The sequence below is a fragment of the Streptomyces sp. NPDC020807 genome, assembly GCF_040641575.1.
In the GTDB taxonomy this organism is placed as follows: Bacteria; Actinomycetota; Actinomycetes; order Streptomycetales; family Streptomycetaceae; genus Streptomyces.
This window is the reverse complement of sequence record NZ_JBFADU010000034.1, coordinates 32,483-53,713: the sequence shown is the minus strand read 5'-3', so window position 1 is coordinate 53,713 and position 21,231 is coordinate 32,483. Positions and strand designations below refer to the sequence as shown.

Annotated in this window: 14 protein-coding genes; 5 read left to right on the top strand and 9 right to left on the bottom strand. The window is 73.2% G+C overall.

The genetic code is table 11. The features are described 5' to 3' along the window. The first annotated feature begins 19 nt into the window (after positions 1 to 19). Positions 20 to 727: a TetR/AcrR family transcriptional regulator gene (locus AB0G79_RS31005; RefSeq protein ID WP_360812361.1), complete on the top strand. Its 708-nt coding sequence runs from the start codon at positions 20 to 22 to the stop codon at positions 725 to 727. A 77-nt stretch (positions 728 to 804) separates the two neighbouring features. On the opposite strand, the gene AB0G79_RS31000 is transcribed toward AB0G79_RS31005, so the two are convergent. Further along, the gene (locus AB0G79_RS31000; protein WP_360812358.1) at positions 805 to 4,551 is read right to left on the bottom strand and encodes a choice-of-anchor D domain-containing protein; all 3,747 of its coding nucleotides are present in this window, start codon (positions 4,549 to 4,551) and stop codon (positions 805 to 807) included. Positions 4,552 to 4,682: 131 nt separating this feature from the next. Continuing rightward, positions 4,683 to 6,257, bottom strand: a complete 1,575-nt coding sequence (locus AB0G79_RS30995; RefSeq protein WP_360812356.1) for a CBM35 domain-containing protein — start codon at positions 6,255 to 6,257, stop codon at positions 4,683 to 4,685. Between the two features lie 210 nt (positions 6,258 to 6,467). On the opposite strand from AB0G79_RS30995, the gene AB0G79_RS30990 reads away from it, so the two are divergent. From AB0G79_RS30990 to AB0G79_RS30980, 3 genes are all read left to right on the top strand, one after another. After that, entirely contained in the window at positions 6,468 to 7,412 is a 945-nt protein-coding gene (locus AB0G79_RS30990) for an aminoglycoside phosphotransferase family protein (RefSeq protein ID WP_360812354.1), read from the top strand. A gap of 62 nt (positions 7,413 to 7,474) precedes the next feature. Further along, the gene (locus AB0G79_RS30985; protein WP_360812352.1) at positions 7,475 to 8,434 is read left to right on the top strand and encodes a LysR family transcriptional regulator; all 960 of its coding nucleotides are present in this window, start codon (positions 7,475 to 7,477) and stop codon (positions 8,432 to 8,434) included. Between the two features lie 104 nt (positions 8,435 to 8,538). Beyond that, positions 8,539 to 9,894 carry a carbohydrate-binding protein gene (locus tag AB0G79_RS30980; protein WP_360812350.1) on the top strand — a complete coding sequence of 452 codons (1,356 nt, stop codon included), beginning with the start codon at positions 8,539 to 8,541 and terminating at the stop codon, positions 9,892 to 9,894. Between the two features lie 86 nt (positions 9,895 to 9,980). Here AB0G79_RS30980 and AB0G79_RS30975 read toward each other — a convergent pair whose 3' ends face one another. From AB0G79_RS30975 to AB0G79_RS30960, 4 genes are all read right to left on the bottom strand, one after another. Next, the gene (locus tag AB0G79_RS30975; RefSeq protein WP_360812348.1) at positions 9,981 to 11,384 is read right to left on the bottom strand and encodes a GH1 family beta-glucosidase; all 1,404 of its coding nucleotides are present in this window, start codon (positions 11,382 to 11,384) and stop codon (positions 9,981 to 9,983) included. Positions 11,385 to 11,449: 65 nt separating this feature from the next. Beyond that, positions 11,450 to 12,379 (bottom strand): carbohydrate ABC transporter permease, encoded by a 930-nt coding sequence (locus AB0G79_RS30970; protein ID WP_360812346.1) that lies wholly within the window; start codon positions 12,377 to 12,379, stop codon positions 11,450 to 11,452. After that, positions 12,376 to 13,359, bottom strand: coding sequence for a sugar ABC transporter permease (locus AB0G79_RS30965; RefSeq protein ID WP_360812344.1), 984 nt, complete (start codon positions 13,357 to 13,359; stop codon positions 12,376 to 12,378). Before AB0G79_RS30965 ends, AB0G79_RS30970 begins: the two co-directional genes overlap by 4 nt. Positions 13,360 to 13,454: 95 nt before the next feature. Next, entirely contained in the window at positions 13,455 to 14,786 is a 1,332-nt protein-coding gene (locus AB0G79_RS30960) for an extracellular solute-binding protein (RefSeq protein ID WP_360812342.1), read from the bottom strand. Positions 14,787 to 15,069: 283 nt separating this feature from the next. Between AB0G79_RS30960 and AB0G79_RS30955 the strand changes: the two genes are divergently transcribed. Beyond that, entirely contained in the window at positions 15,070 to 17,850 is a 2,781-nt protein-coding gene (locus AB0G79_RS30955) for a glycosyl hydrolase (protein WP_360812340.1), read from the top strand. Between the two features lie 61 nt (positions 17,851 to 17,911). On the opposite strand, the gene AB0G79_RS30950 is transcribed toward AB0G79_RS30955, so the two are convergent. The 3 genes from AB0G79_RS30950 to AB0G79_RS30940 form a co-directional block, all read right to left on the bottom strand. Beyond that, a complete protein-coding gene (locus tag AB0G79_RS30950; protein ID WP_360812338.1) occupies positions 17,912 to 18,937 on the bottom strand; it encodes a LacI family DNA-binding transcriptional regulator in 1,026 nt (341 codons plus the stop codon). Between the two features lie 104 nt (positions 18,938 to 19,041). Beyond that, positions 19,042 to 20,379 carry an amidohydrolase gene (locus AB0G79_RS30945; RefSeq protein WP_360812336.1) on the bottom strand — a complete coding sequence of 446 codons (1,338 nt, stop codon included), beginning with the start codon at positions 20,377 to 20,379 and terminating at the stop codon, positions 19,042 to 19,044. 167 nt (positions 20,380 to 20,546) lie between these two features. Further along, the gene (locus AB0G79_RS30940; protein ID WP_360812334.1) at positions 20,547 to 21,209 is read right to left on the bottom strand and encodes a GntR family transcriptional regulator; all 663 of its coding nucleotides are present in this window, start codon (positions 21,207 to 21,209) and stop codon (positions 20,547 to 20,549) included. Positions 21,210 to 21,231 lie beyond the last annotated feature (22 nt).

The window sequence follows — 21,231 nt, the reverse complement described above, 5'->3', positions numbered from 1 at the left end:
TTGTCGTAAGGTTCCGGCCATGTCCGAACGCGTGGTCCCCGAAGTCAGCAGGCAGCGCCGCCGCCCCACCAAGCAGGGCGCCGTCCTCTCGGAGCAGCTGATCATCGACACGGCGCTCCGCCTCGTCGCCCAGCACGGCGCGGACGCGCTGTCCGTACGGCGGCTCGGAGCGGCGCTCGGGGCCGACCCGAGCGCGCTCTACCGCTACTTCCGCAACACCGACGCCCTGCTCCTCGCCATCGCCGACACGCTGATCGGCCGGGCCCAGGAGGGCTGGCAGGAGACCGGGGACTGGCGGACGGACCTGCGCACCATGGGGCTGCGTATCCACTCCTCGTACCAGAACCACCCCCAGGCGGCCGTTCTCGCCGCCTTCCGCACCACCGGACGCGTCCACGAGACCCGGGCCGTCGAACGCATCCTCGGCATCCTGCGCGAGGGTGGCTTCCCCGACCCCCTCGCCGTGCGGATCTACCACGCCTTCGTCGACCAGGCACTCGCCTTCGCCGCCCAGGATGCGGCGGCGAAGTCCCTGCCACCGGCCGCCAGGGAGGCGGACGAGGAGGTCTGGCAGTCGGTGTACGGCAAGCTCTCGGCCGAGACCCACCCGCACATCGCCGCGATCTTCCCGCTCCTCGCGGCCGACATGCGGGACAGCGGCTACCCCTTCGCGCTGGAGCTGATGCTCGGCGCGGTGGAGGCGCTCAGGCCCCCGCAGGACGGCTGAGGACCGCGATCCAGTCGTCGGCGGCCCCCGGGCCGGCCGGCGGCGAGAGGGCGTTCCCGTTTCCGAGGAAGCCGCTCTCAGTACCCGACGCGCATGCCCGTGACCGCGTGACGGTCCGTCACCCCGCCTGTGGCGCCTCCGAATCCGACCAGGACGTTCGGCGGCAGCGGCACCGCCACGTCGATCACCTGCCGGCCGTCGACGAGCACGAGCAGCCTGCCCGTCGACGACACGTTCACGTCGACGACGTGGCTGCCGGTACGGAGCGCGGGGACGGCCGTGGACGTCGCCGCGTACCTCAGGGTGGACGCCGAGCCGCCGGTCGCGACGCCGACGAAGTTCGACGACGGCTCACCCGGGTTGCGGTACGTGTCCAGGGTGACGGCGATCCCCGGCAGCCCGCTGAAGCCGAGCCCGCCGCCCCCGAAGCCGATCGCCTTCGGGGTCGTCCTCGACGCGTCGAGGAGCATCAGCGCCATCCCGTCGCCGCCCGTGCCGCCGGAGAGCGTCGCCGTGAACCGGGCCCGCAGCCGCGCCGACGGGACCGCCGTGCCCTGGATCGCCGTGCCCTTCACGTACGTCTGGGCGGGGTTGAGGACCAGGCTCGTCCCGGACAGGGCGGCCGTGCCGTTGTACGTCCAGCCGTTCGGCCCCGGTGGCGGCAGCGCGTACGAGCTCGCGCTGATCGTCACGTACCGGACGGCGTGGATGTCCGTGATCGACCCGGTCCCGCCGGTGAAGGCGATCAGCGCGGACGGCGGCAGCGAGGCCACGGTCGTCGTCAGCTTCCGCACCCCGTCCACCGAGAGCGTGAACGTCCTGCCGGTGATCGTGAACGCGACGGTGTGCGTGCCGGCCCGGAGGTTCGGGATGTCCGTGGTCGTGGCGGCGTAGGTCAGCGAGGAGCCCGAGCCGCCGGTGGCGATGCCGACGAAGTTCGCCGAGGGATCGCCCGGGTTCCGGTACGTGTCGGCGGTGACGGCCACCCCCGGCAGGCCGCTGTAGCCGAGGCCGCCGCCGACCCCGCCGAGCGCGGCCGGGGTCGTACGGGCGGGGTCGAGGAGCGCGAACGACAGCCCGTCGGCACCGGTGCCGCCGCCGATCACCGTGCGGAAGCTGACCTTGAGGCCGTCGGTGAGGACCGGCACGGGCCAGACGGCCGAACCGCGCTGGGAGGGGCTCGCCTGGGTGAGCTGGAGGTCCGCGCCGGAGACCCGGGAGGAGCCGTTGAGCTTCCAGCCGCCCGCGCTCGGGGCGGGCAGGGTGACCCCGGTTCCGGCGACGCCCGTCCCCGTCAGGGTCTCGTTCTGCGGACCGCGCCCGTCGTTCGCGGTCAGCTCGTACGCGGCCGTGACCGCGCCCAGCGAGGTCGGCGAGAAGGTGACGGACTGGTGGACGACGTCCTCCGGGCCGAGCACCTGGCCCTCGCTGATCGGGTTGGTGACGTGGAAGGGCGCGGCCGGCGGCTTCGCCTTGGTGATGGTGAGCGGGATGTTGCCGGTGTTGCTGATGTCGAAGGTCCTGGTGACGGACTGACCGACCTTCACCTGCCCGAACCCGGTCGACGTCGGGGTCACGGTGAGCTGGGCGCGGCCGGTCACGGCCGTCGCCCTCAGCGGCACGGACGCCGTGCCGTTCCGGCCGGTCACGGCGAGGGTCCCGGTGTGGTCACCGGCGGTGGTCGGCGCGTACGCCACCTGGACGGTCAGCGACTGGCGCGGCGGGACGACCGTCCCCGGCGCGGGCGGGCCCGTCGCCGAGAAGGGGGCGGACGGCAGGCCGACGGACGCCACCGTCTCGTCCTCCGTGCCGGTGTTGGTGAACGTGACGCCGAGCGACTTGCTCATCGTCGTGGCGACCGTGCCGAAGTCGAGCGAGGCGGGCGAGGCGATCAGCCCCGGCCGTGTCCCGTACCCCGTGACACCGACCGCGCTGTCACCCAGATCGGTGGTGAAGGTGACCGCCGAGGTGTCGGGACCGGGCACGGTCGGCGCGAACGTCACCCGCGCGCTGAACGACTCGCCCGTCCGCAGCGCCCGGGGCAGCCCCACGGCCGACACGGTGAAGGGGCTGCCGCCCGGGGTGCTCACGGCGGAGACCGTGACGTCACGGGTGGCGGTCACGGTCGCCGTGGCCGTACCGCTCGCGCCGACCGCCACGTCCCCGACGTCCACCGGCGAGCCCGTCAGGGCCGTGTTCGCCGGGCGGCCGAAGGCCATGACGTGCCCGTCCCGGGTGCCCACGTAGACCCGCCCGTTGTTCGTCGCGGGCACGGCGAACTTCGACGCGGTCCCGATCGGCGCCGACCAGCGCAGCCGCAGCTGCCCGCCCACCGGCACGGCGTCGTACGCGCGCAGCTGGCCGTTGGCCCCGTTCGCCCCGTCCGAGTACACCGCCCACACGAGCGCCGACCCCGCGTTCGTCCCCGTCGAGGTGATCACCGGCGAACCCGAGGTGTAGCCGAAGGTGCCCGTGCTGCTGCCGGTGTTCGTGAAGGCCGGCAGGCCGGAGCCGGTGAGCCCGTACGCGAAGGCCCGCAACGGCCCGCGGCTGCCGATCGTGTACACGTAGCCGCCCTGGCCGCCGTAGACCGCCGGGTGCCCCCACACCCCCTCGTACGGGCCGAACACGCCCACCACCTTGTCGGTGCCGCCGGGTCCCTGGGCGCGCCCGCCGAGGTTGTCCCGGTCGAGCAGGAACAGACGCCCGTCCTTGCCGATCTGGACCAGCAGCCGTGGATACCGGCTGGTGCCGAAGGGGGGCCCCGGCAGGGCGACCGGGCCGCCGGAGCCGAGGTCGGTGTCGTTGAGGTCGAGCTCGGCCGCGTTCGAGGGGCTGAAGAAGTCCTGCGCCGACATCGTGCCGTCGCTGTTCACCCCGAGCCGCACCACCGACTCGGCGAGCTGGCCGGGCGGCGGGGTGCCGGGGCCGGGGGCGGGGGAGACGCCGTTGCCCGTCGAGAAGAGGATCCGGCCCGGGCCGTCGGAGACGAGTCCGCCGCCGCTCATCCAGATGCCCGCCATGCCGTTCGCGGAGGAGTCCTCCGTCGCCCACAGCGTCGTCCTGCGGGTCGACGTGTTGACGCCCATCACGTACCCGACGTACGGCCCCCGGTCGCAGTGCGAGGCGAAGGCCGCGTAGACGGAACCGCCCATCAGGAGCAGGCCGGGCCGCTGCCCCGCCGTGTACGGGTTGAACGCGCGCCCCGGATCGTTCACCGGCGCGCCCGCCACCTTGACCGGCCAGCCGGAGCGCTCGGCGCCGGTCTCGGGGTCGAGGGCGTGCACGTACCAGTTGGGGTGCTGGACGTCGGGGCCGTCGTTCACCTTCGAGGTGAGGTAGACGGCGTCGGTCGCCGGGTCGTACACCGGGGTGGAGGTGACGCCGATGTTCGGCACGAGGTCGCCGCAGGTGATCGCGGAGGCGGGCCAGGGGGCGCCGAGGTTCCTCGTCCAGGTGATCGCCCCGCCGGCCGCGTCGATCCCGTACACCTTGTTGTTCTCGGTGGCCGCGACGAGCGTGCCGCCGACGACGAGGGGCTGGGCGTAGACCTGGCCGTCGACGGTCGTCGAGAACTGGAGGCCGAAGTCGGAGCTCGACACCTGGGAGGGGGCCAGACCGGGCTCGTCCTTGTCCCAGCCGGTGCGCAGGTCGTCGTGGGAGACGGTGTGCTGGTCGGACGGGAGCAGGGCGGGGCGCTGGGAGGCCGTCCGCAGGGAGGGGGGCGGGGCGGCGCCGGCCGGGGCCTGGACGCCTCCGCCGAGGACGCCCAGGAACAGACATGACGTCAGAACCCTTGCGATCGACCTGAGTCGGGCGGTCATCCGATCCCCTTCGCCACGGTGCGCGGGTGCGGAAACCGAGGGATCCGCCGGGGTCATCATGGTGAACCGGACACGGCGGGGGAACCCGTCGCGGCCCCCCGCCGTGTCGCGGACAACCACCCGATCGGCCCCTAGAGAATCACCTGCCTGCCGCCCAGGGTCACCACGAGACGGCCGTCCGTGGCGTACGACCAGCCGAGCGTCCCCGTGTAGGAGGAGCAGCGGGAGCCGTTCGTCCCCGACCAGAACTGGTTGGAGCCGTCGGCGTCACCGGCGATCTTGTCGGTCGTGGAACCGGTGCTGCGGCACGAGGTGTTGGTGCGGAAGACCGAAGTGCCCACGTCGAAGGCGAAGTTGCGCTGCCCGTTGTCGACGCTCAGGTTGTTCGAGACGGCCATCGTGCCCGGGTTGCTGTTGTACGTGAAGCCGTGCTTGCCGTTGTGGAAGGCGATGCTGCGCCGCACGACGTGGTTGACGGGGATGGACTCGCCGCCGAGCTTGTAGCCGTTGCGGTCGCCGGCGGTGTTCTGGGTGCCGTCGGAGAGGGTGCCGTTGTCGTAGGCGAGGGAGTCCTCGATGGTGACGACGCCGATGGGGCCGGTGTCGGTCTTGGTGTAGAGGTCCCAGCCGTCGTCGATGTTGTGGTGGGAGACGGCGTACCGGAAGACGTTGCCGGAGCCGACCGTGAGCTTCGCGGCGAAGCCGTCGGCGTCCTCGCCGTCGGAGTCGGCGTTGTCGTGGGACTCGGCGCTCAGGACGAGGTTGTTCGACGGCCACTGGCTCTGCGGGGTGCTGGAGGCGATCCTGCCGAGCTGGAGGCCGGAGTCGCGGTTGAAGCGGGTCACCGTGCGCTCGATGACGTTGTTGCTGCCGCCGACGTAGATGCCGTTGTCCCCGGCGCGCTCGACGACGACGCCGCTGACGTGCCAGTGGTCGGCGTTGAGGGCGAGGCCGCGGTTGGCCGGGTCCTCGGTCATGGCGGAGAAGTTCAGGACCGGGACCTCGCCGGGGTAGGCGGCGAGCCTGGTACGGGCGGAGGCCGTGCCGTTCTTCCCGGCCGGCACGGTGACGGTCGTGCTGTGCCGGTAGGTGCCGCCGCGCAGGTAGATCGTCCCGCCGGCGGTCACCCGCGAGATCGCCGAGGTCAGGGTGGTGGGCGCGGAGACCGTCCCCGCGGCGCCGTCGGTGCCGTTCGGTGCCACGTAGAGCGCGGTGCCGGAGGGTGGGGGCGTGGTGGCGGTGACCTCGGCGTCGAGGCGGTCGATGTTGGGGAGGCCGTCGGCGCCGGTGGGGTTGAGCCGCACGGTGTTGGCGCCCGCGTTCACCGGGACGGTGAAGGTCTTGGTGGCCCAGGTCGCCCAGGCGCCGGTCGCCTCGTAGGAGGAGGACGAGACCGTCGCGCCGTTCACGAGGAGGGCGGCGGGGCGGGCGGTCGTGGTGCCGTTCGCGAAACGGACGGTGAGGGCGGCCGTGCCGGCGGCCGGGGCGTTGACGGTGAACTGGACGTGGGCGTTGGCGGCGTTGGTGCCGTTGCAGAAACCGGTGCCGGTGAAACCGGCCCAGTTGGATTCGACGGCGCCGGTGCAGACGGCGGGGGAGGTCTCGGCCTCGTACGTGGTGGTGGCGGCCTGCGCGGCCGTACCGGTCAGGGGGACGAGCGTGCCGGCCAGCAGACCGGCACAGGCGATGACGGGTCCCGTGCGCATCGGTGTTCTCCAGGGGGTGGGGGGACGGGGAGTGGCGGCTCGTGCGGTGCCGGAAGCGATGCAGAAAGCGCTTTCCGGAGGATCTGGACGGGACGCTAGAGGTGTTGCTGTGGACGCGTCAATGGGTGTGTACGTATGTGCTGTTCATGTACGTGAACGAAAGGTGGGGGTGTCGGGGGCAGAGGCCGCGGACCCGCGTACCGTGTCCGGATGATCGGAACACCAGAGGCGTTCGCACGGGCGACGATCGGCCGGGAGGGCGGGCGGGGCGCGGCCTGGATCGCCGAACTTCCGTCTATTGTCGGCGAGTTGCTCGGCACCTGGAAGTGTGACCGGGACGGCGAGGTGCTGCACGGAGGGGTCGGGGTCATCGTCCCCGTGCGCCGGGAGGACGGCACGGCCGCGGTGCTCAAGGTCTCCTTCCCGCACCCCGGCAACGTCCACGAACCCGACGCCTTCGCCGCCTGGGGCGGGCGCGGTGCCGTCCTGCTCCACGAGCGGGACGACGCGCGCTTCGCGATGCTCCTGGAACGGGCCTCGGCCGGCACCCTCGCCGACCTCTCCGACGAGGACGAGATCCTCCGTGTCGCGGGCCGCCTGAGCCGCCGCCTCGCCGTCCCCGCACCCGCCGGACTGCCCCGGCTGCGGGACAGGGCGGACGAGTGGGAGGAGGCCCTGCGGGCGGACGCGGCGGAGTTCCCGGGCGCCCTGCCCCGGTCCGTCGTGGCGGAAGCCGCCGCGACCGCCCGCGACCTCGGCGCCGTCCAGCCCGACACCGTCGTCCACGGCGACCTGCACGCCCGCAACATCCTGCCCGCCACGCGCGAACCGTGGCTCGCCGTCGACCCCAAGGGCTGCGCCGGGGACCCCGCCTACGACGCCGGCACCCTGCTCAAGACCCGCGCCCTCGCCCTCCTCACGGCCCCCGACCTGACGGCCGCCGTCCTCCGCGCGGTCGACGTCTACGCCGAGGCGGCCGAACTGGACCGCGAGCGCGTGCGGCGCTGGGCCCAGTTCCATGCCGTCCAGGCCGCGTACTGGGGCCGCCGCCACGGCTTCCGGCGGGCGCGGGGCGGAACGGAGCGCGACGGGCTCGTCGCGTACGCCGACGCACTGGCGACACTCCTGACCGGCGGTCGACGAGCCGCCCCGTAGGTCGGACCCCGTTCCCTGTCTCTGGTCTGGACCTGTAGCCGGGAAAAGGTCAAGCTTCGGTCATGGACTTGGAGTTGAGGCACCTCAAGACGATCCGGGCCATCGCGGACGCGGGCAGTCTCACGCGCGCCGCCACCACCCTCGGACTCGCGCAGCCCGCGCTCAGCTCCCAGCTCAAACGCATCGAACGGGCCCTGGGCGGCGCGCTCTTCGAGCGGAGCCGGGAGGGCGTGCGGGCCACGGCGCTCGGCGACCTCGTCCTCGAACGCGCCCGCGTCGTCCTGCCCGCCGTCTGCGAACTCCAGGAGGAGGCCGTCCGGTTCGCCCGCGAGGGCGCCGACGGCTACCGCCTCGGCGGCACCCACGGCCCGCTCCTCGGCGGCCTCGTCGACCGGATCGCCCGTACGGATCCGGGCGCACCGGTGACCACGTACACCTCCTGGTCGGAGCGCGACATCGCCCGGGGGGTCGCCGCCGGCCGCCTCGACTTCGCCCTCGTCGGCGTCTGCGGCGAGAGCTCCCCGCCCGAGGCGGGGCGCCTCGCCTGGACCGAGATCGCCCGCGACCCGGTCCACGTCATGCTCGCGGCGGGCCACCCGCTGGCCTCCCGCGCCGAGCTCGACCTCGCCGAACTGGCCGTGGAGGCCTGGACCGACGTCCCCGGCGACGGCTGTTTCGGCGACTGCTTCGCCGCCGCCTGCGTCCGGGCGGGCTTCACCCCCGCCTGCGTCTACGAGACGGACACCGCCTCCTGCGTCCACCTCGTCCAGGTCGGCCGCGCCGTCGGCCTCTGCCGGGCCACCTTCCCCGCCACCCCCGGCCTCGTCACCCGCCCGCTGACGGGCGCCCCCCTGGTCTGGCGCCACCTCCTCGGCTGGCACCCCGAGGCCCGCGCCGCGACCCGCGCCCCGGCGGTCCTCACCCACGCGCGCGCGGCCCACGGGGAGGCACTGACACGGAGCGCGGGGGCCGCCGCGGCGGGCGGCGAGGCCCGACGCGTCCCGGCCACCGGCGGACCATAACGTCGTGGCAGGGGCCGGCCGACAGCTCCCCGCGCCCCCGCCCCTCTCCCTACGGTTCCGGCAGATCCCCCACTCTCCCCCACCGAGAACCGAGGAGACTCCCCATGCTCCGACGACACGCCCGCGCGGCGTGTACGGCCCTGGCCGCCGCAGGGCTCGTGCTTGCCGGGCTCCAGAGCGGCGCCGCGAGCGCGGCGCCCGACCCGGGGCCCGCCGCGCAGAGCGCGGCCCGGACCCTCGCCGTCGCCGACGTCCAGCCCGAGGTGCTCGCCGCCATGGGCCGCGACCTGGGGCTGACGGCAGCCCAGGCCCGCGCCCGGCTCGCCAACGAGGCCGAGGCCGGCGCCACCGCCGCCCGCCTCCGGCAGGGGCTCGGCGCCGCCTTCGCCGGTGCCTGGGTCGACGGCGCCGAGTCCGGCACCCTCACCGTCGCCACCACTCGCGCGGGCGACGCCGCCGCGATCCGCGCCACCGGCGCCCGGGCCCGGGTCGTCACCCGCGGCCTCGCCGCGCTGGAGCGCGCCAAGGACACCCTCGACCGGGCCGCCACCGCCGAGGCGCCCGTCCGCTACGTCGACGTCCGCTCCAACGTCCTCGTCGTCGAGGAGACCCGTGCCGGAGCCGGCGCGGCCCTCGTGCGCGCCACCGGCGTCCCGCGCGACCTCGTCCGCGTCGTCCGCGCCACCGAGGCGCCCCGCCCGCTGTACGACATCCGGGGCGGCGACGCGTACTACATGAACGGCAGCGGACGCTGCTCCGTCGGCTTCCCCGTCACCCGCGGCACCACCCAGGGCTTCGCCACCGCCGGACACTGCGGGCGCGCCGGGACGACGACCACCGGCTACAACCAGGTCGCCCAGGGCAGCTTCCAGGCCTCGGTCTTCCCGGGCAACGACATGGCCTGGGTCGCCACCAACACCAACTGGACCGCCACCCCGTACGTCAAGGGCTCCGGCGGCGCGAACGTGCAGGTCACCGGCTCCGTCCTGCAGGCCGTCGGCGCCTCCGTCTGCCGCTCGGGCTCGACCACGGGCTGGCACTGCGGCACCATCCAGCAGCACAACACCAGCGTCACCTACCCCGAGGGCACCATCTCCGGCGTGACCCGCACGACCGTCTGCGCCGAGCCCGGCGACTCCGGAGGCTCGTACATCTCCGGCAGCCAGGCCCAGGGCGTCACCTCCGGCGGCTCGGGCAACTGCTCCAGCGGCGGCACGACCTACTTCCAGCCGCTGAACCCGATCCTCCAGAGCTACGGGCTCACGCTGAAGACCAGCGGGAGCGGCCCCGGCCCCGGCCCGGGCGAGCCGCAGCCCGGCGGCACCTGGGCGGCGGGCAAGGTCTACGCGGCCGGTGACACCGTCACGTACGGCGGCGCGACCTACCGCTGCCTCCAGGGCCACCAGGCGCAGACCGGCTGGGAGCCCCCGAACGTCCCCGCCCTCTGGCAGCGCCTGTGACCTGATCCCTCCCTCTCCCCTTCTCCTCCTCCTGGCGATGACCGGGGGTGCCGCGGCTCCGGGGGGTGCCGCGGCACCCCCCTTCGTCAGTTCTCCAGACCGCCGCGCGCGATCGCCTCCGCGTACCACCGGGCGCTGTCCTTCAGCGTCCGCCGCTGCGTGGCGAAGTCCACGTGCACGATCCCGAACCGCTTGCTGTAGCCGAAAGCCCACTCGAAGTTGTCGAGCAGCGACCACAGGAAGTACCCGCGCACGTCCGCACCGTCCGCCAACGCCCGGTGCACGGCCCGGAGATGGGAGTCCAGATACGCCACCCGCTCGGGGTCCTTCACGTTCCCGGACGGGTCCGCGTAGTCCTCGTACGCGGCGCCGTTCTCCGTCACCACCAGCGGCACGCCCGGGAGTTCGTCCCGCAGCCGCGTCAGCACCTCGTACAGACCGTCCGCGTCCACCGGCCAGTCCATCGCCGTCCGCGGCCCCGGCGCCGGTTCGAAGCGCACGTGCCGCTCGGCGCCCGCCCACGGCGACGGCGACTCGGAGGAGCCCGCCGCGACGACGGACGGGGAGTAGTAGTTGATGCCGAGCGAGTCGATCGGCACCGACGCCGTCGCCAGGTCGCCGTCCGCGACGAACGACCAGTCGGTGACGCCGGCGGTGTCGCGGACCAGGTCCTCGGGGAGCCGGCCGTGGAAGACCGGGTCCAGGAAGATCCGGTTGCCGACGGCGTCGATCCGCCGGGCCGCGTCACGGTCCTCGGGAGCGGCGGACAGGGGGCGTACGGCGTGGAGGTTGAGGGTCAGGGAGATCTCCGACTCCGCCGGGAGCGCCCCGCGCAGCGCCCGCGCGGCGAGGCCGTGCGCCAGGTTGAGGTGGTGGGCGGCGCGCAGCGCGTCGAGGTCGCTGGTACGGCCCGGGGCGTGGACCCCGTTCCCGTAGCCGAGGAAGGCCGCGCACCACGGCTCGTTGAGCGTGGTCCAGGTCGCCACGCGGTCGCCGACCGCCCCCGCCATGATCTCTGCGTACTCGGCGAAGCGGTACGCGGTGTCCCGGTTCGTCCAGCCCCCTTCGTCCTCCAACTCCTGCGGCAGGTCCCAGTGGTAGAGCGTCGCCACGGGGCGGATGCCCGCCTCCAGGAGACCGTCGACGAGGCGGCGGTAGAAGTCCAGGCCCTTGGCGTTCACCGGGCCGCTGCCGGTGGGCCGGACGCGCGGCCACGCGATCGAGAAGCGGTAGTCGGTGACGCCGAGGCGGCGCATCAGCGCGATGTCCTCGTCGAGCCGGTGGTAGTGGTCGGCGGCGATGTCGCCGGTGTCGCCGTTGCGCACCTTGCCCGGGGTCCGGCTGAAGGTGTCCCAGACGGACGGCGTACGGCCGTCCTCGGCGGCGGCGCCCTCGATCTGGTAGGCGGCCGTGGCGGTGCCCCAGCGGAAGCCCTCCGGGAACCGGAGAACGGCGGCCGGGGCCTGGGGACGTGCGTCGAGCGCGGTCATGAGGTGGGAACTCCCGTACGTGAGAGGTCGGGTGGGGAACGGACGAGACGGTGGAGGGGCGGGCGTCAGCCCTTGACCGCGCCCTGCATGATCCCGCCGACGATCTGCCGGCCGAGGAGCCCGAAGACGAGCAGCACCGGGAGGGTGCCGAGCAGGGTGCCGGCCATGATCACCGACTGGTCGTGGACGTAGCCGCCGCCGAGCTGCCGCAGGGCGACCTGGACGGTCGGCTCGGAGGAGCTGAGGGCCACGACGGGCCAGAAGAAGTCGTTCCAGGCGGACATGAAGGTCAGCAGGCCGAGGACCGCCATGCCGGGCCGGGCGATCGGCACGACGATCGACCAGAAGATCCGTGCCGTGGACGCCCCGTCGACCCGGGCCGCCTCGATCAGCTCGTCCGGCAGCGTCTGCACGAGGTACTGGCGCATGAAGAAGACGCCGAAGGCGGAGACGAGTCCGGGCAGGATCACCGACTGGAGCTGGTTCACCCAGCCGAGCTCGGCGATGAGCATGAACAGGGGGATCACGCCGAGCTGGGGCGGGATCATCATCGTTCCTATGGTCACGGCGAGCAGCGCTCCCCGGCCGCGGAAGCGGAGCTTCGCGAAGGCGAAGCCGGCGAGCGTGCAGCAGAGCACGGTGCCGAGGGTGATCGAGCCCGACACGATCAGCGAGTTGAGCAGGGCCTTGCCGATGTCGGCCTCTTCGAGGACCGCCTCGAAGTTGCGGATCAGGTGCGGGCCGGGGACGAGGGAGGGAGGGACCTGGGCGAGGTCGGCGTTGGTGCGGCTCGCCGCGACGAGGGTCCAGTAGAAGGGGAAGGCGGAGACGAGGACGGCGAGGATCAGGATCCCGTACGCGAACGGTCCCGCGTGCAGGGTCCGGCCGGCCCGGGTGCGACCGGCCGTGCGGCCGGACGGACTCCGGCCGGCCCCGGTGCCGCCGGGCTTCGTGGGGCGCGGGCGCCGGGGGCGGGTCTCGGTGGTCGCGCTCATCGCCCGGCCTCCTTGCGGGAACGGCGGCGCGCGAGCAGGGCGTTGGCCCCGACGAGCACCACGATGAGAAGGAACATCACCCAGGCGATGGCGGCGGCGCGGCCCAGGTGGAAGAAGCCCCAGCCCTGCTCGTACATGTAGAGGCCGAGCGTCTGGTACTGGTGCGAGATGCCGCCGGAGAGCTTGCCCTCCAGGAGCAGCGGTTCGCCGAAGAGCTGGGTGGCGCCGATCGTCGACACGATGACCGTGAAGACGATCGTCGGACGGAGACCGGGCAGCGTGACGTGGAAGAACTGCCGCCACCGGGAGGCTCCGTCCATGGCGGCCGCCTCGTACAGCTCGTCGGGGATCGACTGCATTCCCGCCAGGTAGATCAGCGCGTTGTAGCCGGTCCAGCGCCAGACGACGATCGTCGAGACCGCGATCTGCGAGGCGACGGTGTCGGTCTGCCAGTCGACGGGGCCGATGCCGACCAGGTCGAGGGCGTAGTTGACGAGCCCGAAGTCGCGGCCGAAGAGCTGGGTGAAGACGAGGGTGGCGGCGGCGACCGAGGTCGCGTACGGGAGCAGGACCGCCGTCCGCAGGAAGGTCCGCCCGCGCATCCGGTAGTTGAGGAGGTGCGCGAGGCCGATGGCCATGACGAGCTGCGGGACGGTGGACAGCACGCCGATGGTGAAGGTGTTGCGCAGCGCGGTCCAGAAGTACGCGTCGCCGAGCAGCGCCGTGTAGTTGCCGAGGCCCCGCCACTCCATGGTGCCGGGGGTCTGGAGCTCGACGCGGTAGAGGGACACGTACGCCGTGTAGAGCAGTGGGAAGACGCCGAAGGCGGCGAAAAGGGTGAAGAACGGGGCGATGTACGCGTACGGCGAGGCCTTCCGCCAGGCGCGGCGGACGGGGGACGCGGTCGCGGGCCTGGCGGCCGGCGCCGCGTCCCGCGGTGCGGGCGGCCCGGGGGGTGTCGCGGGTGCGGTGAGGGTCACGGTGCGGCCCTTCGGGGGAGGGGTGGGGCGGGGGAGTGGGCGCCGGACGGGGCGCGCGGGGAGGCGGGGCCCCGTCCGGCGGGTCGGCCGACGGGTCAGCCGAGCGTGTTCGCGACGCCCTTCCGCGCGTTCTCCCAGGCCGCGTCGGGCGCGGTGCCCTTGCGCTCGACCTCGCTCAGCGCGTTGGAGATCTGCTGCGCGATGTTCTGGTCGTGCACGCCGAGGACCTGCACCGGGGCGGCCTTCGCCGCGTCGCCGAAGATCTTTCCGATCGGCGCGTTCGAGAAGTACGGGTCCTTGGCGGCGGCGACCTTCTCGATCGCGCCCGTGGAGGAGGGGAAGTTGCCCTGCTTCTCGAAGAGCCTCGTCTGCTGCTCGGGGGCGGTGAGCCAGGCGATCAGCTCGTACGCCTCCTTCTTGTGCTTCGCGGCCTTCGGCACGGCGAGGTAGGAGCCGCCCCAGTTCCCGGCGCCGCCGGGCAGCTTGGCGACGTCCCACTTGCCCTTGCCGCCCTCGCCGGCCTGGCCCTTGATGTAGCCGAGCATCCACGCGGGGCAGGGCATGGTGGCGAAGGATCCGGCGGCGAAGGCCTGGTTCCACTGCGGCGACCACTGGTCGAGCTTGGCGCTGAGCCCGGCCTCGGCGGCGGCGACGGAGTGGTCCCAGGCGGCGCGGAGTGCGGGGTTCTTCTCCCAGATCAGCTGGCCGGAGGCGTCGTAGTACCGCTCCTTCTCCTGGCCGATCATGATCGAGTAGAGGCTGCCGACGCTGTCGAGCCAGTTGCTCTTCGCGGGGGCCTTCGCCTTGTACTGCTTGCCGAGCTCCAGGTACCCGTCCCAGGTGGCCCACCGCTTGGCGAGCTCCTCGCGGTCGGTCGGGAGTCCGGCCTTCGCGAACAGGTCGGAGCGGTAGCACATCGCCTCGGGACCCACGTCCGTGCCGAGGCCGAGCACCTCGCCGTTCTTCCCCGTGGCCGCCGCCCACTTCGCCTCGGCGAACTGCCCCTTGAGGGACTCGGCGCCGTACTTCTTCAGGTCCTCGAACTTGTCGGCCTGCTGCTGGGTGACGGAGGCGATGCGGCCGACCTCGACGCCCTGGACGTCGGCGAGACCGCCGCCGCCGGCCAGGCGGGTCTGGAGGGACTTCCAGTAGTCGGCCTCGTCCTCGGTGTCCGTCTGCTTGATGGTGACGCCGGGGTGGGCCTTCTCGTACTCGGCGTAGAGCCCGGCCTCCTTGTATCCGAAGGAGCCGAAGAGGTCCACGGTGATGGTGACCTCCCCGCCCGCTCCGTCGGAGGACGCCTCGTCCGACGCGCCGCCGCAGGCGGCGAGCAGGGCGCCGCTGAGGACGACCGCCCCGAGCCGGGCGGCGACGCGGCCGGTGGACGCGGTGATGCGGGCGGATCTGGCGGCTCGGGCAGTGGTCATGGGGGCCTCCCTGGGCGACGGAGCGAGCGAGAGAACCGTTTGAGAGCGCTCTCAGCAATGCGAGTGGAGCGTGCCCGTGCGGCGCCGTTCCCGTCAAGACTTGAAGGCGTAACAGCTTGGACTCGTGACCCGGGGTCGGCCGACCCGGCTCCCGCGCGCCCTCAACTCCCCTTGTTGCCCCTTCTCTTGACACCCAGGTTTCGAGAGTTTTACGTTCTCGGCCGTCCGGACAATCTGAGAGCGCTCTCACTCATCCCCACCATGAGGACATGAGGTGCCGTACATGCCAGCCCCCCGCGCCAGATCAGCCGCCGTACTCACCCTGGTCTCCGCCCTCGCGGCCCTGGGCCTCGGCCCCGCCGCCGCCCCCGCTGCCGCCGCCACCGTCCCCTCGGGCGCCGGCAGCTACTCCGACACCCGCCCCGCCGGAACCTCGGGCCCCACCACCAACACCGGCGCCCCCGTCTCCCCGAAGCTCACCGCCGCCGCCCAGGGCAAGCCGGTGCCCACCAACGACTGGTGGTCCTCCCTGGCCTTCCAGCGCTACGGGGACAACCCCTGGTCCACCCCCATGTACGGCCACCCGCTCACCTACCAGGCCACCGCGGGCGGCCTCGACATCGGCTACCCCACCACCCCGGCCGTCGTCGGCGAGGGCCGCCAGTACGAGTACGCCCACCAGCGCGACCTCACCCTCGGCCTCACCGGGCTCAACTCCCCCGACACCAAGGTCGACGCCTGGTCCGACTGGACCGTCACGCCCTACTGGTCCGACGGCACCCGCACCCTCCGCACCACCATCGGCCACGGCATGCCCTTCGTGTACGCCAAGGGCACCGGAGGCGACGCCCGGATCACCACCGCCACCGCCCCCACCGTCTTCGCCGACCAGGGCAACGTGCTCGGCATCACCGTCGCGGGCCACCACTACGCCCTCTTCGCCCCCACCGGCACCGACTGGAACGTCTCCGGGTCGACCCTCACGGCCGGCCTCGGCGGCAAGGACTACTTCTCCGTCGCCGTCCTGCCCTCCACCGGCGCCCTCGCCGCCTACAAGAAGTACGCGTACAGCTTCGTCACCGGCTCCACGGTGAACTGGAGCTACGACGCCGGAACCGTCCGCGCCACCTACGGCCTCACCACCGAGGCCAAGGAGGGCACCGAGCGCGGCACCCTCCAGGCCCTCTACCGCCACCAGTGGCTGCACACCGCGGACCCGCTCACCGGGTACACGTACGTCTCGCCGCGCGGCACCATGAAGGTCCGCGAGGCCGCCTCCTTCACCACCTCCCAGCGGGCCGCCGCCACCCTTCCCGCCCTCCCCGGCGGCGCGGGCGTGGACACGTCCCGGCTGCGCGGCTACCTCAACGAGGTCGCGAACGCCTCCGACCCCTTCTCCGGCGCCGTCGACACGTACTGGACCGGCAAGGCCCTCGGCAAGCTCGCCCAGCTCGTCCCGCTCGCCGACCAGGTCGGCGAGAGCGCCGTCCGCGACAAGCTCCTCGGCCTGCTCAAGGGCCGCCTCCAGGAGTGGTTCACGGCCGGCGGTGCGTCCGAGTTCTCGTACGACCGGACGTGGAAGACCCTCACCGGCTACCCGGCCTCGTACGGCAGCGACACCGAACTCAACGACCACCACTTCCACTACGGCTACTACGTCTACGCGGCGGCGATCGTCGCCCAGTACGACCCGGCCTGGGCCGCCGACTCCGCCTGGGGCTCCATGGTGAAGACCCTCGTCAGGGACACCGCCAACCCCAGCCGCACCGACGGCGCCTACCCGTTCCTGCGCGGCTTCGACGTCTACGCGGGACACAGCTGGGCCAGCGGGCACCAGGGCTTCGCCGCGGGCAACAACCAGGAGTCGTCCTCCGAGTCGACCAACCTCAGCGCCGCCCTCGTCCTCTGGGGCTCGGCCACCGGTGACACCTCGCTCCGCGACCTCGGCACCTACCTCCTCACCACCGAGGGCGAGGCCATTGCCCAGTACTGGTTCGACGCGGACCAGCAGGTCTTCCCGTCCGGCTTCACCCACGACACCGCCGGCATGGTCTGGGGCAGCGGCGCGGCCTACTCCACCTGGTGGACCGCCAACCCCGAGGAGATCCACGGCATCAACGTCCTTCCGGTGACCGGCGGTTCGCTCCACCTCGGCGGACACCCCGACGCCGTCCGGCGCAACATCGCCGAGATGGAGCGCGAGAACGGCGGGCCCGCCGTCGAATGGCGGGACATCCTCTGGGAGTTCCAGTCCTTCGCCGACCCGGCCGCCGCCAAGGCCAAGTGGGACGCGGGCAACGCCGGATACACCCCGGAGGCCGGCGAGTCCCGGGCCCACACCTACCACTGGCTCACCACCCTCGACAGGCTCGGCGCCCCCGACGCCTCCGTCTCGGGCAACCTGCCGACCTCGGCGGTCTTCACGAAGGGCACCACCCGGACGTACGTGGCCCACAACCACGGCACGACCGCCCGCACGGTCACCTTCTCCGACGGCAAGACCCTGACGGTCCCGGCCCGTTCCACCGCGACCGGCACCGGCACCGGCGGAGGCACCGACCCGGACCCGGACCCCGAGCCGTCCACGGGCAACACCTTCCGCCTCCGCTCCGGCGGCACGCTCACCACGGCCACCGGCGGCACCGAGGGCAGCGACACCGTCCTCTCCGCCCAGGGCGCCAACCACGACGGCACGCCGAACCGTCCGCTCGTCTACGAGATCAGGAACGTCAACGGCACCCTCAGGGCCGGCGGCACCACCGCCTTCCGCCTCCACGTCGACGCCGCCGGCCTCGTCGGCCTCGGCCAGCAGGCCCGGATCAGCTACGACCTCACCGGCGACGGAAGCTTCGAACGGACGGAGACGTACCACTACTTCGCCACCGACCCCGTCTCCGGCTGGGAGGAGTACGCCCAGACCCGCGGCCTCAAGTCCGCCACCGGCACCCTCGGCGACCTGCGCGGCGGCACGGTCCGCCTGGAGGTCTGGGCCGCCATCGGGAACGGGGACGCGAAGCTCAGGACGGGCGCGGACCAGTCCGTGATCGTCATTCCGTACGACTGACCCAACCCCGCGAACACGGAGGAGCGGATGGCCCCGAGGCCATCCGCTCCTCCGTGCTTCCTCAGGCCGAGTCGCGCCGCACGAGCGAGGTCGGGGTGATCACGGAGGCGGGTGCCGAACCCCCGTCCCCGTCCAGGCGCCGCATCAGCAGCCTCACCATGAGCCGTCCCATGCCCTCGATGTCCTGCCGGACGGTGGTGAGGGCCGGGACGGTCAGCTCCGCGACCGAGGCCATGTCGTCGAAGCCGACGACCGCCACGTCCTCCGGCACCCGCCTGCCGCGCTCGGCCAGGGCGCGGAGCGCCCCCTTCGCCATCAGGTCGTTGGCGACGAACACGGCGTCGAGGTCGGGCCGCCGGTCGAGGAGATCGGCCATCGCCTCGGCCCCGCTCGTCTCGGTGAACGAGCCGTGGCGCAGCAGCTCCGGATCGGCGTCCGGCAGGACGTCGTGGTAGCCGTGGAGCCGGTCGACGGCCGACGTCTGGTCGTCGGGCCCGGCGATGTGGGCGACGACCCGGCGGCCCAGGCGGACCAGGTGCCCCACCGCCTCGCGGGCGCCGCCGCGGTTGTCGGCGTCGACGTACGGCACGGCGGGGTCGGTGCCGGGTCCCGGCCGCCCGCCGACGACGACGGGGATGCGGGCCCGGTCGATCAGGGCGATCAGCTCGTCGTCGCTGTGCAGCGAGAACGCGAGCGCCCCGTCGACGTGCCCGCCGTCCAGATAGCGCGAGATCCGCTCGTGGTCGCCGGGACCCTCGGCCCAGAGCAGCACCAACTGGGTGTCATGGGCCGTGAGTTCCCGGCTGATGCCGCGGACCTGCTGCTCGAAGAACGGGTCGGAGAAGATCCGGAACTCGGGCTCGGCGATGATGACGGCCACGGCGCCGTTGCGCCGGGTGACGAGGGTGCGGGCCGCGTGGTTGGGGACGTAGCCGAGTTCCTCGACGGCCCTGTTCACCTTCTCCACCAGCGGAGCGCGTACCCCCGCACCCCCGTTGACGACGCGCGAGGCCGTGGCGCGGGACACGCCCGCGCGCGCGGCGACGACTTCGAGCGTGGGGCGGGACCCCGTGGGCTGATCGGGCAAGGCGGGCGCTCCTCGTCTGCGTCTCCTGAGCTGCGGTCCGAGCCACCAGAATAGCCGTGGCTCCCGCCGCTTGAGAGCGCTCCCAGACAGGCGGCCTCAAGGCGTCAGTCCAGGAACTCGCCGTTGCGGGCCACGACCGCCCCGCCGTGCACGACCATGTCCCGCTGAGGCATGTCGACGACGACCTGAGGCGTGCACTCGCCGCGGACGAGGACGAAGTCGGCGGGCGCGCCCGGAGTCAGGTCGGCGTGGGCGAGGCCCATGACGTCCGCGCCGCCGTGTGCCGCCACGCGGTAGCAGTCCTCCAGCTCCTCGTCGAGGCGCACGTCGCGGACCCAGCCGAGGAGCTGCGCGCGGTGCAGCATGTCGGCGTTCCCGAAGGGGCTCCACGAGTCGCGGACACCGTCGGAACCGAGGCCGACCCGCACGCCGTACTCGCGCAGCCGTGCGATCGGCAGCACCAGGGAGTCCGACGGCGCCACCGTCGTGAGCGCGATGTCCTGGGCACCCAGGTCGGCGGCGAGCGCGCCGAGTTCGCGGTCCCCGAGGCCCGGCAGGCAGAACACGTGGCTGACGGTGACCTTCCCGGCGAGCGACAGCGCGCGCGTGCGGTCCACGATGCCCCGCATCGCCGCGAGGCCCTTCTCGCCGCGGTCGTGGAGGTGGATGTCCACGCCGACGCCGTGCCGGTCGGCGATGCCGAAGACGATGTCGAGCTGCTCGTCGAGGGCGTGGTCGAAGCCGATCGGGTCGATGCCGCCGATCATGTCGATGAGCCCCTCGCGCGCCGCCTGCTCCAGGAGCGCCGCCGTGCCGGGCGTGCGGACGACGCCGTGCTGCGGGAAGGCCACGATCTGCACGTCGAGGGCGTGCCGCAGCCGCTCGCGGGCCTGGCCGAGGCCCTCGACCCCGGCGAGGCCGTAGGCCGGGGCGACGTCGGCGTGGGCGCGCATCGCGCGCGTGCCCCGGGTGACGGCGTGGGACATCAGGCCGTACGCGCGTTCCGCGACGGAGCGGCGCTGGGCCTGGAAGAGCTCGACGTCCTGGGCGACGTAGTCGGCGATGGTGTCGGCCGGTCGGCGCGACACCCAGGAGCCGCCCCAGGTCGTCTTCTCGGGGTGGATGTGCGCGTCCACGAGCGAGGGGAGCGCGATGCGCCCGCCGCCGTCGACCACCTTCGCGCCCTTGGGCGCGGGGCCGCGGGCTATGCGGCCGTCGACGACGACGAGGTCGGTGGGGGTGACGGCGCCGAGCGGACGGACGTTGCGGTAGACGACGGCCTTGGCACGGCGGCCGGCCGCGCCGGACACGGCGGCCTCGTCGTGGGAGAGCGGGGCGGCCTGGGCCGCGCCGGCGGTGGCGGCCGTGGTCGCGGTGGCACCGGCGAGGGCGGCGGCTCCGGCGAGCATGGTGCGGCGGGAGAGCGCGGGGGAGGGCTGCATGGGGGCTCCTTCGGCGAGGCCGGTAGGTGGTCCCCGTTTTGTATACCAAGCGTCACCTCGCGGACAAGGGTGGCAATCGGGAGGCCGGAAAGTCCACGAAATCCGCAGGAGGGGAGATGGTGACTCGCCATCGGAAGTGCTTGAAGTTGAACTTGGTATACAAATACTCAGGCGTCGCCGAAGAGGGACCGGAGCGCGACCGCCCTGCTGTCCCGCACGTGCAGCAGCGTGCTCGCCGCCGCCGCGTCCGCATCCCCCGCGGCGATGTGCCGGAACATCTCCGCGTGCTGGGCCCGCATGTGCTCGGGCTCCTCGCGCAGCCCGAAGAGGAGGCGCAGCTGCCAGCTCAGCTGCCCCATCGTCCGGGCGAGCAGCGGATTGCCCGCCAGCTCCACGACGCTCTCGTGGAAAGCGGTGTGGGCGGCGACCTCCTGACTCGCCTCGTCCGCGGCGGCGGCCGACTCGGCCTGCCGCAGGGCGGTTTCCAGGGCGGCGAGCCCCTCCCCGCCGCCCGTCGTGAGGGCCCGCGCCGCGAGCCGGGACGCCTGGACGGCGAGCGGCTCCCACACCTCGTACAGGTGCTCCACGTCGGCCCGTTCCAGCCGGCGGACGCGCACCCCGCTGTGCGGGAGCAGTTCGAGCAGGCCCTCGGCGACGAGCGCGCGCAGCGCCTCGCGCACCGGGACGCGGGACATGCCGAGCTCCTCGGCCACCTCCCGCTCGACGAGCCGGGCGCCCTGCGCGTACCGCCGGTCGACGACGCGCTGGAGCACGGCCTCGCGCGCCCGCGCGCTGAGCGAGGCCGCTCCGGTCTTCCCGGACTCCGTCACTGGCCCTGTCCCTTCCCGAGAA